Source organism: Streptomyces sp. JNUCC 63 (genome assembly GCF_054366325.1).
This window is the reverse complement of the sequence record NZ_CM135963.1, coordinates 6,266,899-6,282,436: the sequence shown is the minus strand read 5'-3', so window position 1 is coordinate 6,282,436 and position 15,538 is coordinate 6,266,899. Positions and strand designations below refer to the sequence as shown.

Genomic DNA, 15,538 nt, shown 5'->3' with positions numbered 1-15,538 from the left:
CTTTGAATCCCCCGTGCGCGCGCCGGGGTGGGCCGAGCGTGCCCCGCCGACCGCCGTGCGCGGCTACGCCTGCCCCTTCCTCCGCTCCACCATCAGGCGCGAGCCCGTCAGGCGTTCGCCGAAGATGTCGTCCGGGTTGGACAGTACGCAGGTGTCCAGGGAGAGGCAGCCGCAGCCGATGCAGTCGGTGAGGTGGTCGCGGAGGCGGTTGAGCTGCTTGATGCGCTCGTCCAGCTCGGAGCGCCAGGCCTCGGAGAGGCGGGCCCAGTCCTCTCGGGTGGGGGTGCGTTCCTCGGGGAGTTCGGCGAGCGCCTCGCGGATCGTGGCGAGCGGGATGCCGACGCGCTGCGCGGCCCGCACGAAGGCGACCCGGCGCAGTGTGTCGCGGGAGTAGCGGCGCTGGTTGCCCGCTGTGCGGCGGCTGCCGATCAGGCCCTTGGACTCGTAGAAGTGCAGGGCGGAGACGGCCGCGCCGCTGCGTGCGGACACCTGACCGACGGTCAGCTCGTGGATCTTCTCGGGGATCTGGGGCACTCGCGAGAGCCTACCCACCGCGCCACACGTCCGGTCCGTTGACAGGGGCCTCCCACCCGACCATGCTGAGCAGTTGCTTAGACATGATGTGCGAGAGGAGAGGCCGGGCCCATGGCAGAGCCGAGGATCTTCACGTCCGCCGGGGAGCTGAAGGCGGCGGTGGGCGAACAGCTGGGGTACACCGACTGGCTGGACATCGACCAGAAGCGGATCGACCTGTTCGCGGAGGCGACCGGCGACCACCAGTGGATCCACGTGGACCCGGAGAAGGCCGCCGCGGGCCCCTTCGGTACGACCATCGCCCACGGCTACCTCACCCTGTCGCTGCTCCCGCTCTTCGGGCCGCAGCTGATCAAGGTCGAGGGCGTGAGGATGGGCGTCAACTACGGCACCAACAAGGTTCGTTTCCCCGCCCCCGTCCCGGTCGGCTCGCGGCTGCGCAGCACCGCCGTGATCACCGGCGTGGACGACGTGCCGGGCGGGGTGCAGGTGACCGTCGCCTTCACCGTGGAGCGCGAGGGCGGCGACAAGCCGGTGTGCGTGGCGGAGTCGGTGTCCCGGTACTACCTGTAGGAGGCCCGGGACTGCCCGCGGGAGATCCGGGACTGCCCGCGGGAGATCCGGGCTACTTGGCCCCGACCATCCGCAGCACCAGGCCGGCGTAGAGCTCGCCGACCTCCTCCGGGGTGCGGGGGCCGTTGACGTTGAACCAGCGGGCGACGTCGATGCACAGGGACAGCACGGCCAGCGTGGTGCCCTGCACGTCCAGTACGTCGAACTCGCCCGAGGCCGTCCCCTCCTCGATGATCCCGCGGACCTCGGCGTCGACCCGGCGGCGCAGCGCGAGGATCTCCGCGCGGGCGTCCGGGCCGAGCGAGTCCAGCTCGTACTGGACGACCCGCGCGGTGGTGCGCCCCCGGGCGTGCCAGCGGACGAAGGAGCTCACGGCGTCGGCGAGCCGCTCGGTCGCGCTGCCCTCGCGCCGGCCGGCCGTGCGCAGGATCTCCAGCGCCTTCTCGTGGCCGATCCGGCTGATGCGGTGGAGCAGCTCTTCCTTGGTCTTGTAGTGGATGTAGAGCGCGGCCGGGCTCATGCCGGCCCGGCCGGCGATGTCACGGGTCGTCGTCGCGTGGTAGCCCCGCTCGGCGAAGGCCTCCACGGCGGCCACGAGCAGCCGCCGGGCCGCGTCCGGGGTGACCTCGGCCCATGGCTGCGGGTCGCCGCCGGCCGTCTCCTCCGCCGTACTCATCGCTTGCTCGCCCCTCTCTGCGTCAGGGGGTCCACCATACCGCCGAAGGTGAGCGCTCGCTTAGCGCGCCCGGGCCGGTGGAGCGGCGCGACCGGGTCACAGCTTCTGGAAGGGGTCGTGTTCGGCGAGGAGTTTCTCCAGCCGGGCCTGGTCGACCCGGCTGACGATCTGCCCGGCCTCCTGGCGGTCCCTGATGACCTTGGCGAGGGTGAAGGCGGATGTGACGAGGTACAGGACGGCGATGGCCAGGAAGGCCCGTACCCAGGCGTCGGCGTTCAGTCTGAAGATGCCGATGGCGGTGGCCGCCATGGCGACCGCGAAGGAGGCAACGGCCTGGCCGTAGTAGGCGGCCGTGTTCTGCTGCTTGACGGGTGTGTCGCTCATGCCGACAAGCATCGGCGGGTGTGGCCCCCGCCACATCCGCCGGGATACTCAGTTCACGTACTCAGAAACTCACGGGGGCCGGCCCTCGGAAACGGCCCTCAGAAAGCGGAAACCCCCGTCAGCGCCCGCCCGATGACCAGCTTCTGGATCTGGCTCGTGCCCTCGTAGAGGGTCATCACGCGGGCGTCGCGCAGCAGCTTGCCCACCGGGTACTCGTCGATGTAGCCGTAACCGCCGAAGACCTGCAGGGCGTTGTTCGCGGCGCGCACGGCGGCCTCCGAGGCGAACAGCTTGGCCTTGGAGGACTCCACCGCGAAGGGCAGGCCGCGGTCGATGAGGTCGACGACGCGCCAGGTCAGCAGGCGGGCGGCGTCCACGTCGACGGCGATGTCGCTGATCAGCTCCTGGACGAGCTGGTGGTGGGCGATGGTCCTGCCGAACTGCTCGCGCTCGCCGGCGTAGCGGACCGCCGCGTCCAGCGCGGCCTGGGCTATGCCGACGCAACCGGCCGCCACCGACATCCGGCCCTTGGCGAGGGCGGACATGGCGACGGAGAAGCCCCTGCCCTCCTCGGCCAGCATCGCGGAGGCCGGGACGCGCACGTCCTCGAGGACCAGTTCGGCGGTGGCCTGGCCGCGCAGGCCCAGCTTGCCGTGGATGGCGCGGCGGGTCAGGCCGGGGGTGTCGGTGGGGACGAGGAAGGCGGAGACGCCCTTGTGGCCGGGGGCGTCGGTGGAACGGGCGAAGAGCAGGACGACGTCGGCCCAGGTGCCGTTGGTGATGAACATCTTGGTGCCGTTGATGACGTAGTCGTCGCCGTCGCGTACGGCCCTGGTGGTGAGGTTGCCCGCGTCGGAGCCGGTGCCGGGCTCGGTCAGGCCGAAGCAGCCGACGTACTCGCCGGAGGCCAGGCCGGGCAGCCAGCGCCGCTTGTGCTCCTCGCCGCCCCAGGCGGCGATCGTCTTGGCGACCAGGCCGAGCGAGACGGACACGATGCCGCGCACGGAGGAGTCACCGCGGCCGAGCTCCTCGGTGACCAGGCAGTAGGCGAGGTGGTCGCCGCCCGAGCCGCCGTACTCCTCGTCGATCGTGAGCCCGAGGAAGCCGACCTCGCCGAGCTTCTTCACGATGCCCCGGCCGACCTCCTCCGCGCGGTCCCAGGCGACGACGTTCGGGGCGATCTCGCGCTCGACGAAGTCCCGGGCGAGCCGGCGGACTGCGGTCTGCTCCTCGCTGAGTTCGAGGTTCATGCGGATCACCCCATGTGTGACGGATGGTGAGAGGCGTGCGTCGAGAGCCGTGCGTGGAAGGCCGCACTTTGAAATTAGCACTGCTAGTTTAATGTCGCACCCCTACCATGTGCGCCATGGCCCGACCGCGCAAGCCCCTCCTCAGCACCGACCGCATCGTCGCGACGGCGCGGGAACTCGTGGACGCGGAGGGCCTGGCGGCCGTCTCCACGCGCCGGCTCGCCGCCGAGCTGGGGGTGAGCGGGCCCTCGCTCTACAACCACTTCCGCACCAAGGACGAGATCCTGGAGGCGGTGGCCGACTCCGTGAGCTCCCAGGTCGACCTGTCGATGTTCGAGGACGGCCGGGACTGGCGGACCGCGCTGCACGACTGGGCCGTGTCCTACCGGGCCGCCCTGCGCGACCACCCGAACATCGTCCCGGTCCTCGCCCGCGGCCCCGGCCGCCGGCCGGCCGCACTGCGCCTGGCCGACGCGGTGTACGGCGCGATGGTCGACGCGGGCTGGCCCCCGGCGCAGGCCACCTCCATCGGCGCGCTGATGCGGTACTTCGTCATGGGCTCCGCGCTCGGCTCCTTCGCAGGGGGCTTCGTCGACGACGCCTGCGCCTACGACCCCGCCGACTATCCGCACCTCGGGCAGGCCCATCTGCTGGCAGAGCAGCAGGAGAAGATCGACGAGCGGGCGTTCGAGACGGGGCTGACGGCTCTGCTGGACGGGCTGGTACGGCAGTACGAGCAGGCGGCGCGGACCGTGTAGCCACACTTCGGCGACCGCCGAACCGTGTGTGCCGCATCCTTGGGCGCATGACCACCAAGGACACCCAGGCGGCCTGCCTGGCCGCGCTCGCCGGGCTGATCGCCGACGAGACCCGCGCCGCGTGTCTGCTGGCGCTGCTCGACGGACGGGCGTGGACGGCCGGGGAACTGGCCCGGCACGCGGGCGTCGCCGCGTCCACGCTCAGCGAGCACCTGGGCAAGCTCGTCGCGGGCGGGCTGCTGGCGGAGGAACGGCAGGGGCGGCACCGGTACGTACGCCTGGCCGACGCGCGGGTCGCCCAGCTCGTGGAGGACCTGGCCGCCCGGATCGCCCCGGAGGCCGTACGACGGCCGCGCACCCTGCGGGAGGCCGGTGCCGGGTCGGCGATGGCCCGCGGCCGTACCTGCTACGACCATCTCGCGGGGCGGCTGGGCATCGCGGTGACGGACGCGCTGACCGTGCGGGGACTGCTGCGGCAGGACACCGGTTTCGCGCTCACGGACGCGGGGCTGACCTGGTTCGACACGGTGGGCATCGGCCTGGACCGCAAGGGCCGGCGCCCGCTGGCCCGGGCCTGCCTCGACTGGACGGAACGGCGGCCCCACCTCGCGGGGATCGCCGGCGCGGCCCTGTGCCGGCACGCGTTCGACGCGGGCTGGTGCGTACGCATCGGCTCGGAGCGGGCGGTGAAGGTCACGGCGACGGGCGAGCGGGCCTTGTCGGATCTGCTGGGGATCGAGGCGGAGGCGCTGCGCTGAGCCGGGTGCCGCGTCCGAAACCCGCGAGCTTCCCCACCGCTGTCCCGCCTAACCTCTGGAGCATGATGAACGTCTCCCCCTCCCGTCTGGCCGCCGGTGCGGCCGCCGTCACCGTGGTGTTGTGGGCCTCCGCCTTCGTCTCGATCCGCAGCGCGGGCGCCGCGTACTCGCCGGGCGCCCTGGCGCTCGGGCGACTGCTGGCGGGGGCGCTGACGCTGGGCGCGATCTGTCTCGTACGGCGGGAGGGATGGCCGCCGCGGGCCGCCTGGCGCGGGATCGGGATATCCGGGGTGCTGTGGTTCGGCCTGTACATGGTCGTCCTGAACTGGGGCGAGCAGGAGGTGGACGCCGGTACCGCCGCGCTGGTGGTCAATGTGGGGCCGCTGCTGATCGCACTGCTCGGTGCGCGCCTGCTGGGCGACCCCATGCCGCCGCGGCTGCTGGCGGGCATGGCGGTGTCGTTCGCGGGAGCGGTGACGGTGGGGCTGTCGATGTCGGGCGGGGGCGGGTCGTCGCTGCTCGGAGTGGCGCTGTGCCTGCTGGCCGCCCTGGCCTACGCCGCGGGGGTGGTGGCGCAGAAGCCCGCCCTGAGCCGGGCGAGCGCGCTGCAGGTCACGACCTTCGGCTGCCTGGTCGGCGCGGTGGTCTGTCTGCCCTTCAGCGGGCAACTGCTCCACGAGGCCGCCCGCGCCCCACTGCCGGCCACGCTCAACATGGTGTACCTCGGCGTCTTCCCGACGGCCCTCGCCTTCACGACCTGGGCGTACGCCCTGGCCCGTACGACCGCGAGCCGCATGGGCGCGACGACGTACGCCGTCCCCGCCCTGGTCGTCCTGATGTCGTTGCTGGCCCTGGGCGAGGTCCCCGGCCCGCTGACACTGACGGGCGGGGTCCTGTGCCTGACGGGAGTGGCGGTGTCCCGGTCGCGTCGCCGGCCGGGGGCGGAGCGGACCGCGACGGCAGAGCCGCGGCCCGAGCGGGTGCCCTGAGCCCGCCGGCCGTCAGAACACCACCAGCGCCCGGCCGCCCTTCCCGGCCAGCATGTTCTCGAAGGCCGCCGGGATGCCGTCCAGGGCGATCCGCTCGGTCACCAGGGCGGTCAGGTCCAGGCGGCCGGCGCGGACGTGGTCGGCGAGCACGGGCAGGTCCCCGGCCGGGTCGGAGTTGCCGTAGACGCAGCCGGTCAGGGTGCGGCCCCAGTGGAAGATCTCCAGGGCGTTGAAGGTGACCTGCTGGTCCTTGCCGCCGATGCCGACGACCGTCGTACGGCCGCCGCGGCGGGTGGAGTCCCAGGCGGCGCGGATGGTGGCCGCGCGGCCGACGCACTCGACGGAGACGTCGACGCCCTGCTCATCGGTGAGGGCGCGGATCTCGCGGGGGGTGTTCTCGGAGGCGAGGACGTAGTCCGTGGCGCCCGCGCGGCGGGCCAGTTCCTCCTTCTGAGGGGTCACGTCCACGGCGACGATCCTCGACGCGCCCGCGATCCGGGCGGCCTGGAGGGTGGCGAGGCCCACCCCGCCGACGCCGAACACCGCGACCGTCTCCCCCTGCCGTACCTTCGCCGAGTGGTGGACGGCGCCGTACCCGGTGAGGACGGCGCAGCCGAGGAGGGCGGCGTCGGTGAGCGGGACCCCGTCCGGAAGGGGCAGGACACAGGAGGCGGCGACGACCGTCTCCTCGGCGAAGGCGGCGACGTTGAGGCCGGGGTGCAGGTCGGTGCCGCCGGTGGTGCGGGCGTGGACGTTCCCGGCGCCGTTCAGCGCGTTGGCGCACAGCCACACCTCGCCGAGCGAACAGGCGTGGCAACTCCCGCAGGAAGGCGCCCAGTTGAGGACGACGGCGTCGCCCGGCGCGACATGGGCGACTCCCTCGCCGACGGCGAGGACGGTCCCCGCGCCCTCGTGACCGAGCACGGCCGGCACCGGCACCCGCATGGTGCCGTTGGTCAGCGACAGGTCCGAGTGGCAGACCCCGGCGGCGGCGAGCCGGACACGAACCTGACCGGGGCCGGGCTCCGGCAGCTCGATCTCCGTGATCTCCAGCGGCGAGCCGATGGCGGGCAGGACGGCGGCACGTACGGCCATGACGCGTGACTCCCTTAGAACTGGAGGGACTTGGTCTGCAGGTACTCGGTGAGGCCGTGTGCGCCGAGTTCGCGGCCGACGCCGGACTGCTTGTAGCCGCCGAAGGGCGCCAGCGGGTTGAAGCGGCCGCCGTTGATGTCGACCTGGCCGGTGTCCATGCGGCGGGCGAAGGCGACCGCCTCCGCCTCGTCGGCCGCCCAGACCGCGCCGGCGAGGCCGTAGACCGTGCCGTTGGCGATGCGCAGGGCGTCGTCCTCGTCGTCGTAGCGCAGGATGGACAGGACCGGGCCGAAGATCTCCTCCTGGGCGACGGTCATGTCGGGGGTGACGTCGGCGAAGACGGTGGGGCTGACGAAGTAGCCCTTGTCGCACGGGGATTCGGGGCCGCCGGCGACCAGGCGGGCGCCCTCGGCCACGCCCTTCCCGATGTAGCCGCGCACGCGTGCCTGCTGCTTGGCGTTCACCACCGGGCCGATGCGGTCGCCGTACTTGGCGGCGGCCGTCGCGGCGAGTTCCACCGCCTCGTCGTACTGGTCCCGGTGCACCAGCATCCGGGTCCAGGCGCTGCACGTCTGGCCGGAGTTGGACATCACGTTGGCGACGCCGACGCCCACGGCCCTGGCGAGGTCGGCGCTCGGCAGGATGACGTTGGCGGACTTGCCGCCCAGTTCCAGGGCGACCCTCTTGACGGCGGCACCCGCCGTCGCGCCGATCCGCCTGCCCACGGCCGTGGAGCCGGTGAAGGAGACCAGGTCGACGTCCGGGTGCTCGGCCAGGGCCTGCCCGGCGACCGGGCCGAGGCCGGTGACCAGGTTGAAGACGCCGGCCGGGACGCCGGCCTCGTGGACCGCCTCGGCGAAGAGCCGGGCGGTGAGCGGGGTGTCCTCGGCGGGCTTGAGGACGATCGTGCAGCCGGCGGCCAGCGCCGGGGCGACCTTGGCGACGATCTGGTGCAGCGGGTAGTTCCAGGGGGTGATCGCACCGACCACGCCCACCGGCTCGTGGTACACGGTGGAGTTGCCGACCTTCTCCTCGAAGGCGTATGTCGCCGCGAGGTCGGCGTAGGAGCCGGCGACCGCGATCGGCACGCCCGCGTGGACCGTCCGGGAGAAGGCGAGCGGCGAGCCGAGCTCGGCGGTGACGGTCTCGGCGATCTCGTCCTTGCGGCCCACCAGCACGTCCCGCAGGGCGGCCAGGCGGGCGGCCCGCTCGGAGGGCGGCGTCGCGGCCCAGCCGGGGAAGGCGGCGCGGGCGGCGCGCACGGCCGCGTCCACGTCCTCGGCGGTGCCCGCGGGGACGGTGGCGATGACCTGCTCGTCGGCCGGGTTCACCACCTCGATGGCGTCCCGGCCCGCGGCGGGACGCCAGGCGCCGTCGATGTACATGCCGTCGTGTGCCTTCATCGTGCTCCTCCGGGCGGGGTGCGTCGTGCGCGTCACAACCTACCGACAGCCCCATAAATTAGCGTCGATAGTTTTCGGTCGCCAGACGCGCCCTCGCCCGGGTGGCCCGCCCGTGGCCGGAAGGCTTCAGTCCTCCAGGTCCGGCAGCCGGTCCGGGGCCGGGCAGATGCGCTCCCCGTGCTGGTCGAAGACAAACAGGTGGGCGATGTCGACGAGGAGCGGCACCTGCATGCCGTGCCGGAGCCGGATGTCCGGAGTGGTGCGCACGACCAGGTCGCCGGGCAGGCGCGGCTCGGGCGCGGCGACGGGTTGCGGTCCGGTGTCGGCGGGGTGCTCCAGCACCACCACCGGTCCCGCGCGCAGGGCGCCCGCCCGCTCCCGCAGCCGGGTCAGGACCGTGCCCTCGCGCCGGCGCCGCCGGACCGGCCGGCGGGCGGGACGCGGTGCCTCCAGATCCGGTACGACGGCGGGGCGCGAGCCGGTGTTGAAGTGGACCAGGACTTCGTGGCCCTGGAACTCCATGTGCTCCACCAGCCCGGTGATCGCCACCTCGCCGGGCCGGGCCGCAGCGGGCTTGGCGATGCGTACGGCCTCCGAGCGCAGGCCCACGATCACCTCGCGGCCCTGCTGCACCCGCAGCAACTGGTGATCCAGGGACAGGGGTTCGGGCAGGCGCAGGAACTGCTTGCCCAGGCTGATGGTCATGGCGCCGTCGAGCGGGGCGCGCACCAGGCCGCGCAGCAGGTTGATGCGCGGGGTGCCGATGAAGGCGGCGACGAAGACGTTGCGGGGCAGCGCGTACACCGCGCGCGGGGTGTCGACCTGCTGCAGGACCCCGCCGCGCAGGACGGCGACCCGGTCGCCCAGGGACATGGCCTCCGCCTGGTCATGGGTGACGTAGACCGTGGTGACGCCCAACTCCCGGGTGAGTTTGGCTATTTCGGCGCGCAGATGGTTGCGGAGCTTGGCGTCGAGGTTGGACAGCGGCTCGTCCATCAGGAAGGCGGAGGGATGGCGGGCGATCGCACGGCCCATGGCGACACGCTGGCGTTCGCCGCCGGAGAGCTGGCTGGGGAAGCGGTCGAGCAGGTCCTCGATACCCAGCATCCGGGCGGTGGCGTCGACGCGACGGCCGGGGTCCGCGCCGGGCGACTCGATGCGCAGCGGGAAGCCGATGTTGTCGCGGCCGGTCATGTTCGGGTAGAGCGCGAAGTTCTGGAAGACCATCGCCATGTCCCGGCCGGAGGGCGGCAGGTCGTTGCCGTACTCGCCGTCGAGCAGCAACTGCCCCTCGGTGATCTCCTCCAGCCCGGCGATCATCCTGAGCACCGTGGACTTGCCGCAGCCCGAGGGCCCGAGCAGCACCAGGAACTCGCCGGGCGCGATGTCCAGCGACAGGCGGTCCACCACGCGGACGCCCTTGAGGTAGGTCTTGCTCACGTCGTGCAGAGAGATGGCGCGTGTCATGAGGCATGCCCCCGGGACTCACCAGAGCACTGAGGCTCCGCGGGTCGAACGCCTCGTGCGGGTCGTACGGGGCGTATGAGTCACGGAAGTTAACGGAATGTGTGCGCCCGGGGGAAGGGACCGGGCAGGATCGGGCGCCGTCGGTCCGCCAGGTGAGAAAGCGGACGCTCACGTTCGGGGCGGGCGCCCGCCTCGTGCCGGGTGTCACTTCGTCGACGTCAGGTGGGCGAAGACGACGACATTGCTGGAGTAGCCGACCCTGTGGGTGTAGAGGCCGCCGCAGGTGATCACGCGGAGCTCGGGGCGGCGGGCGGTGCCGTACACCTCCTTGTCGGGGAAGCGGTCTTTGTCGAAGATCCGTACCTTGTCCACGGTGTAGACGGCGGTACGGCCGTCCGCGCGCCGCACCTCGATGTGCCGGCCCGGCTCGACCTGGCCGAGCGCGGCGAAGACGGCGGCGCCCGTCCTGGTGTCGCGGTGCCCGACCGCGACGGCGGTGCCGGACTCCCCGGGCGTGGGTCCGCCCTCGTACCAGCCGACGAGCTTGGGCTTGTCGTCCGGTGGCGTCTCCAGTTGCCGGTCTGCGTCGAGGCCGACCCCGATGACGGGTGCGTCGATGCCGAGGGAGGTGATGCGAAGGGTGGTCGCACGGGATCCGGGCAGCGGCGCGGGCGGGGATGAGAGCGGTGCGGTGCGGCGCGGGGAGGCGGACCGGCCGCCGTCCGGACCGCTGCCTCCCGGCGACCCGCGGTCCGCGTTGCTGCCGTCCGCGTTGTCACCGTCCGTGCCGCTGCCGTCCGCGCCGGACGGGGCCGGGGAGGCCGGCGCCACGGCGGCCGGTCCGGCGGCCCGGTCCGGCGCGGTGCGCTCGTGCGCTCCCCCGCACCGGGTCCCCGCCGTCGCCAGGACGGCCGCGAGCACGGCCGTCCTGGCGAGGCGGTAGGCGCGGGTCCGGTACCAGGGCCTGCGTCCGCGTCTACGCGACACCATGGGGGCGCCGGCGGACCAGCCGGAAGTACGCCGCCCCGCCGACCACGACCAGACCCACGGTTGCGGTGCCGGTCAGCGGTGAGAAGGCGGCGGCCGTCGAGGCCAGGCCGCCGGCACCCGCGTGGACGGCGCCCTTCGGGCCCTCGCTGCTGTCGCGGCCCGCGGCGGCCGCGCCGTGCTGGTGGTCGTTGCCCCGGCCCGGGTCCGCGTTGCCGCGGCCCTGGTCGTCGATCTGGCCGCCCGGACCGCGGGCCCCCTCGTGCCGGCCGTGCCCGTCACGGCAGTTGACGCGGAAGATCTTCTCCCTGGGGGTCGCGCCGACGGTCCAGACGAGCTTGTACTGCCCGTCGGCCAGCACCAGCGGTTCGGTGTGGCCGACCCCGTCGCCGAGGGCGACGACGCCGGTGACGGCGGCGCTGGTGGGCAGCGGGGGCTGTGCCTGGATGGTGTAGCCGATGGCCCTGAGCATGTCGAAGTTGACGGCGTCGAGGTAGAACCGGCACACCGCGGGGTCGTCCCTCGGGACGCCGACGGGCACACCCACCCGGTGGACCTTGATGTCCCCGCCTTCCCCCAGGGCCATGGCAACGGGCGCCGTCAGCAACGTGGCAGCCGCCGCGGTCAGGGCCGTCAGGGCGGCGGTGGCGCCGATGCGGGAGCCGAAGGTGCCTGGGAGTGTCAGGGTGGGCATGCGCATTCCTCCGAGTCAGCCGATTTTCATACAAATCGCTTTTCTAACTGACTCTCTTTCACATCCGTCCACCGAGACCGTGATCCTCGCCCGACGCGCCGCCGGACATCGCCCGCCCGGCCCAACCGGACCCTTCCCCCGCCGGCGGCGCGGGGCCCGGCGCGTGCTCACCCCGCGGTGGTCACCTCGACCGGTACGCCGTTGAGGACCGCGTTGCCCGAGAGGGGGTCGAGCCGGGTGCCGTCGTTGGTGAGCAACAGCCCGCAGATGGCCCCGCACAGGGGCGGATTCGCAAGGTGGTGCGGGACACGAGTCCTCCCGGAGGGCTGCGGCAGCACGGGGGCGACCCGCACACACCGGCCGGGATGCGCGGAGGGGGTCCGGCCCGGGAAACAGTGCCTGGACCGCGCTGTGCGGACCGGCGCGGGCGCGGCTCAGTCCAGCACCCGTCCCAGATACGCCCGCAGCATCACCCGCATCTCCTCGATGATCCGCTCGTCGCCCCGCGGTTCGACGCGGAAGGCGAGGTGGACGAGGGTGTCGGCGGTCTCGACGGCTATCAGGAAGGTACGGCGCAGGTCGTCGTCGGGCGCGCGGTCCAGGTAGCCGGAGAGCAGGTCGGTGAGGCGGTCGGCGACACGGCGGTTGGGCTCGGCGTAGCGGGCACCGACGGGGATCTGGTTGCCGAAGTCGACCAGGGAGAAGCCGGGGGCGGTCCGCTTCATCTTCAGGTACTCATCGAGCACGGCGTCCATGGCGACACGCCAGCCGCCCTCGGTCCCCTTCAGACGTTCCGTGACCCGCTCGGTGAAGCGCTCCAGGTTGCGCTGGGCGAGCGCGTCGGCCATCGCGCGCTTGTTGCCGAAGAACCGGTAGACGGAACCGATGGGCACACCGGCGCGCAGAGCGACGGCACGCGTGGTCAGCGCGTCGTAGCCGACCTCGTCGAGGAGGTCGGCGCAGGCGTCGAGAATCCTGGTCAGCCGTTCGGCACTGCGCCGCTGCACGGGCGCACGGCGTAGCGGGGTCGCGTGAGGCACGGCTTCATCATGCCCGTCCCCGGCGATCGGGTGAAGCGCGCCTTCCAGTTGAGCGGACGGCGGGGCGGCACTCCACGGCACGCCCACCACCCGCCACGCCGGTGTTCCAGCCCGCGGAAGCGGTGGGCGTCGAGGCCGGGGACGACCCGGGCCGCTCCGAAGGGGAGGCCGTTATGTCGGCTGTGCTCTGGATCGGTTTGCCGGCGGTCGCCCAGACCGTGTCGTCGTCGGCGTGGAGACGGGCGGTGACGTGGTGGGTGCCGTGGGGGACGAGGTGGGCGGACAGGTGGTAGTCGGGGGTGCGCAGGCGGGTCACCAGCCGGCCGTCCACCAGCAGGTGGGCGACGCCGCGGCCGGGTGTCGCCCGGGGCTCGGTGCCGGGAGACGAGAAGCGGAAGCGGTGGACGGTCAGCCGCACGTTCCAGTCGCCGCCGGCGTCCGGCTGGACCTCGACGCCGACCTCGGGAGCGCTCTTCCTGTCCACCTCGCGGTAGCGCCGCCCCTCCTCGTCGGTGTGGTCGAGGAGCTTGCCCACGGGCTCGGACGACTCCCGCTCCGCACCCCCGTGCGCACTGTTCGATCCGCAGCCCGCCGGCCCGGCGAACAGCAGGACACAGACCGCGAGCGCAGCGAGTGGTCCCCGCGTCCACGACAGCATGACGGGGAGCGTAGAGCAGCGGCACGACCCGCCGAATCCCCCTGAAGTCTGGTTCCGACCCTCCCCGGGGAGTAGGGGGTCTTGCGCCCCGGAAAACGCAATCCTACGGTGTCCCATAGGAATCAGGTTGCAAGGGAGCGATCATGAGCGGGGACGACGCACGCAAGACCGCCGAGGGACTGACCTACCTCTCCGGTTTCGGCAACGAGCACAGCTCGGAGGCGGTTCGGGGCGCCCTGCCCGAGGGACGCAACTCCCCGCAGCGCGCCCCCCTCGGACTGTACGCGGAGCAGCTCAGCGGTACGGCGTTCACCGAGCCCCGCGCCCACAACCGCCGCTCGTGGCTGTACCGCATCCGCCCCTCGGCCGCCCACCCGGCGTTCACCCGCACCGACAACGGCGCACTCCGCACAGCCCCGTTCACCGAGACCGTGCCCGACCCGAACCGGCTGCGCTGGAACCCCCTCCCGGAGCCCGCCCCGGGCACGGACTTCCTGGCCGGCCTGTGGACCCTCGGCGGCAACGGCGACGCCACCCGACGCACCGGCATGGCCGTGCACCTGTACCACGCCAACTCCTCGATGAAGCGCGTCTTCAGCGACGCGGACGGCGAGCTGCTGGTCGTGCCGGAGCGCGGCGGGCTGCTGCTGCGCACGGAGTTCGGGCTGCTGCACGCCGAGCCCGGCCACGTGGCGCTCATCCCTCGCGGGGTGCGGTTCCGCGTGGAGCTCCTTGACGAGACGGCCCGGGGGTACGTCTGCGAGAACTATGGCACCCCCTTCCGCCTCCCCGACCTCGGCCCCATCGGCGCCAACGGCCTCGCGGGCGCCCGCGACTTCCGCGCGCCGGTCGCCGCGTACGAGGACGTGGACGGCCCGGTGGAGGTGGTGAACAAGTTCTGCGGCAACCTGTGGACCGCCACCTACGGCCACTCCCCGCTCGACGTCGTCGCCTGGCACGGCAACCATGTGCCGTACGTCTACGACCTGCGCCGTTTCAACGTCATCGGCACGATCTCGTACGACCACCCGGACCCGTCGATCTTCACGGTGCTGACCTCGCCCTCCGACACCCCGGGCCTGGCCGGCATCGACTTCGTCGTCTTCGCGCCGCGCTGGCTGGTGGGCGAGGACACCTTCCGGCCGCCGTACTTCCACCGGAACGTGATGAGCGAGTACATGGGCCTGATCGAGGGCGCCTACGACGCGAAGACGGCCGGAGAGGGCGGTTTCGTGCCGGGCGGCGGCTCGCTGCACAACATGATGTCGGCGCACGGCCCGGACCGGGAGACGTTCGACAGGGCGAGCGCGGCCGAGCTGAAGCCGCAGAAGGTCGACGACGGACTGGCGTTCATGTTCGAGACCCGCTGGCCGGTGACGCTCACGCCGCACGCGGCGCGCGCCGAGCACCTGCAACAGCGCTACGACGACGTGTGGCAGGGCCTCCAGCGGCACTTCCGCCCCTTGCACTGAGGATTTCCTACCGATACGGATGGCCCGTGACCTCCTTCGCCCCGGATTCGATCGTCCTGAACCGCAAGCTGCCGCTGTGGTACCAGGTGTCCCAGTCGCTGCGCGCCTCGATCCTCGGCCGCTCGCCCCGGGACCCGCTGCGTCTGCCCACCGAGGAACAGCTGGCGGGGCACTACGGCGTGAGCGTGCTGACCATGCGGCAGGCGCTGAAGGAGCTGGAGGACGAGGGACTGATCACCCGGCACCGGCGGCGCGGCACGTTCATCGAGCCGGACGCCCGACGGGGCGCCCCGGTCCGGCTCCTCGGCTCGGTGGACGCGATCGTGGCCCAGCAGTCCGGCATGACCACCGAGCTGCTGGACCACGGCACGGCACCCGTGCCCGCCGAACTCGCCGAGTTCTTCCCGGATCTGGGCGAGGTGGCGGCGTACCACCGGCTGCGCAGCGACGAGAAGACCGGTGAGCCGACCAACCACGCCCGCAACTACGTCCGTCCGGAGCTGGCCCGGCGCATAGCCGTGGACGACCTGCTGCGGTGGCCGATGACCAAGGTGCTGCGGGACGTGGTCGGCGCGGACATCAGCCGGATCACGGACACGGTTCAGGCGCGGCTGGCCGACCCGGAGACGGCGCGGCTGCTCGACGTCCCGCTGCTCAGCCCGATCCTGCACTACACGGGGATCACCCACGACGCGGCGGGGCGGCCGCTGGACGTGGCGGTCATCCACTACCGCGGGGACCGTTTCTCCTTCTCGGTCACCCTCGACGCCACGTGACCTCCGCGCCGTCGCCCCGTCGTA

At 72.6% G+C, this 15,538-nt stretch carries 17 protein-coding genes; 6 read left to right on the top strand and 11 right to left on the bottom strand.

Annotated features, from left to right (window positions below; all coding sequences use genetic code 11):
- Nucleotides 1–63 precede the first annotated feature (63 nt).
- Complete coding sequence (soxR, locus tag ACX25U_RS28915; protein WP_454384267.1) at nucleotides 64–534, bottom strand: redox-sensitive transcriptional activator SoxR; 471 nt, start codon at nucleotides 532–534, stop codon at nucleotides 64–66.
- A 111-nt stretch (nucleotides 535–645) separates the two neighbouring features.
- Between soxR and ACX25U_RS28910 the strand changes: the two genes are divergently transcribed.
- A complete protein-coding gene (locus ACX25U_RS28910) occupies nucleotides 646–1,107 on the top strand; it encodes a MaoC family dehydratase (RefSeq protein WP_454384265.1) in 462 nt (153 codons plus the stop codon).
- A gap of 52 nt (nucleotides 1,108–1,159) precedes the next feature.
- Here ACX25U_RS28910 and ACX25U_RS28905 read toward each other — a convergent pair whose 3' ends face one another.
- The 3 genes from ACX25U_RS28905 to ACX25U_RS28895 all read right to left on the bottom strand — a co-directional run bounded on the left by ACX25U_RS28905 (nucleotide 1,160) and on the right by ACX25U_RS28895 (nucleotide 3,417).
- Nucleotides 1,160–1,783 carry a TetR/AcrR family transcriptional regulator gene (locus ACX25U_RS28905; RefSeq protein ID WP_454384263.1) on the bottom strand — a complete coding sequence of 208 codons (624 nt, stop codon included), beginning with the start codon at nucleotides 1,781–1,783 and terminating at the stop codon, nucleotides 1,160–1,162.
- 96 nt (nucleotides 1,784–1,879) lie between these two features.
- A complete protein-coding gene (locus tag ACX25U_RS28900; RefSeq protein ID WP_454384261.1) occupies nucleotides 1,880–2,167 on the bottom strand; it encodes a YiaA/YiaB family inner membrane protein in 288 nt (95 codons plus the stop codon).
- Between the two features lie 98 nt (nucleotides 2,168–2,265).
- Complete coding sequence (locus ACX25U_RS28895) at nucleotides 2,266–3,417, bottom strand: acyl-CoA dehydrogenase family protein (protein ID WP_454384259.1); 1,152 nt, start codon at nucleotides 3,415–3,417, stop codon at nucleotides 2,266–2,268.
- A gap of 116 nt (nucleotides 3,418–3,533) precedes the next feature.
- Between ACX25U_RS28895 and ACX25U_RS28890 the strand changes: the two genes are divergently transcribed.
- The 3 genes from ACX25U_RS28890 (at nucleotide 3,534) to ACX25U_RS28880 (ending at nucleotide 5,922) form a co-directional block, all read left to right on the top strand.
- On the top strand, nucleotides 3,534–4,175 hold the full coding sequence (locus ACX25U_RS28890; RefSeq protein ID WP_454384257.1) for a TetR/AcrR family transcriptional regulator: 642 nt from the start codon (nucleotides 3,534–3,536) through the stop codon (nucleotides 4,173–4,175).
- Between the two features lie 47 nt (nucleotides 4,176–4,222).
- A complete protein-coding gene (locus ACX25U_RS28885) occupies nucleotides 4,223–4,933 on the top strand; it encodes an ArsR/SmtB family transcription factor (protein ID WP_454384255.1) in 711 nt (236 codons plus the stop codon).
- A gap of 62 nt (nucleotides 4,934–4,995) precedes the next feature.
- Complete coding sequence (locus ACX25U_RS28880) at nucleotides 4,996–5,922, top strand: DMT family transporter (protein WP_454384253.1); 927 nt, start codon at nucleotides 4,996–4,998, stop codon at nucleotides 5,920–5,922.
- Between the two features lie 12 nt (nucleotides 5,923–5,934).
- Here ACX25U_RS28880 and ACX25U_RS28875 read toward each other — a convergent pair whose 3' ends face one another.
- From ACX25U_RS28875 to ACX25U_RS28845, 7 genes are all read right to left on the bottom strand, one after another.
- The gene (locus tag ACX25U_RS28875; RefSeq protein ID WP_454384251.1) at nucleotides 5,935–7,017 is read right to left on the bottom strand and encodes a Zn-dependent alcohol dehydrogenase; all 1,083 of its coding nucleotides are present in this window, start codon (nucleotides 7,015–7,017) and stop codon (nucleotides 5,935–5,937) included.
- Between the two features lie 14 nt (nucleotides 7,018–7,031).
- Complete coding sequence (locus tag ACX25U_RS28870) at nucleotides 7,032–8,420, bottom strand: aldehyde dehydrogenase family protein (RefSeq protein WP_454384249.1); 1,389 nt, start codon at nucleotides 8,418–8,420, stop codon at nucleotides 7,032–7,034.
- 126 nt (nucleotides 8,421–8,546) lie between these two features.
- Nucleotides 8,547–9,887 carry an ABC transporter ATP-binding protein gene (locus ACX25U_RS28865; RefSeq protein WP_454384247.1) on the bottom strand — a complete coding sequence of 447 codons (1,341 nt, stop codon included), beginning with the start codon at nucleotides 9,885–9,887 and terminating at the stop codon, nucleotides 8,547–8,549.
- Nucleotides 9,888–10,091: 204 nt separating this feature from the next.
- Nucleotides 10,092–10,877, bottom strand: a complete 786-nt coding sequence (locus ACX25U_RS28860; RefSeq protein ID WP_454384245.1) for a class F sortase — start codon at nucleotides 10,875–10,877, stop codon at nucleotides 10,092–10,094.
- Nucleotides 10,864–11,568, bottom strand: coding sequence for a hypothetical protein (locus tag ACX25U_RS28855; protein ID WP_454384243.1), 705 nt, complete (start codon nucleotides 11,566–11,568; stop codon nucleotides 10,864–10,866). The genes ACX25U_RS28860 and ACX25U_RS28855 overlap by 14 nt, the downstream gene beginning before the upstream one ends.
- Before the next feature lie 434 nt (nucleotides 11,569–12,002).
- Nucleotides 12,003–12,608 carry a TetR family transcriptional regulator gene (locus ACX25U_RS28850; protein WP_454384242.1) on the bottom strand — a complete coding sequence of 202 codons (606 nt, stop codon included), beginning with the start codon at nucleotides 12,606–12,608 and terminating at the stop codon, nucleotides 12,003–12,005.
- Between the two features lie 7 nt (nucleotides 12,609–12,615).
- Nucleotides 12,616–13,266 (bottom strand): nuclear transport factor 2 family protein, encoded by a 651-nt coding sequence (locus tag ACX25U_RS28845; protein WP_454384240.1) that lies wholly within the window; start codon nucleotides 13,264–13,266, stop codon nucleotides 12,616–12,618.
- A 143-nt stretch (nucleotides 13,267–13,409) separates the two neighbouring features.
- Between ACX25U_RS28845 and hmgA the strand changes: the two genes are divergently transcribed.
- Together hmgA and ACX25U_RS28835 are read left to right on the top strand one after the other, a co-directional pair.
- Nucleotides 13,410–14,738, top strand: a complete 1,329-nt coding sequence (gene hmgA / locus ACX25U_RS28840; protein WP_454384238.1) for a homogentisate 1,2-dioxygenase — start codon at nucleotides 13,410–13,412, stop codon at nucleotides 14,736–14,738.
- A 26-nt stretch (nucleotides 14,739–14,764) separates the two neighbouring features.
- Nucleotides 14,765–15,514, top strand: coding sequence for a GntR family transcriptional regulator (locus ACX25U_RS28835; protein WP_454384236.1), 750 nt, complete (start codon nucleotides 14,765–14,767; stop codon nucleotides 15,512–15,514).
- Nucleotides 15,515–15,538 lie beyond the last annotated feature (24 nt).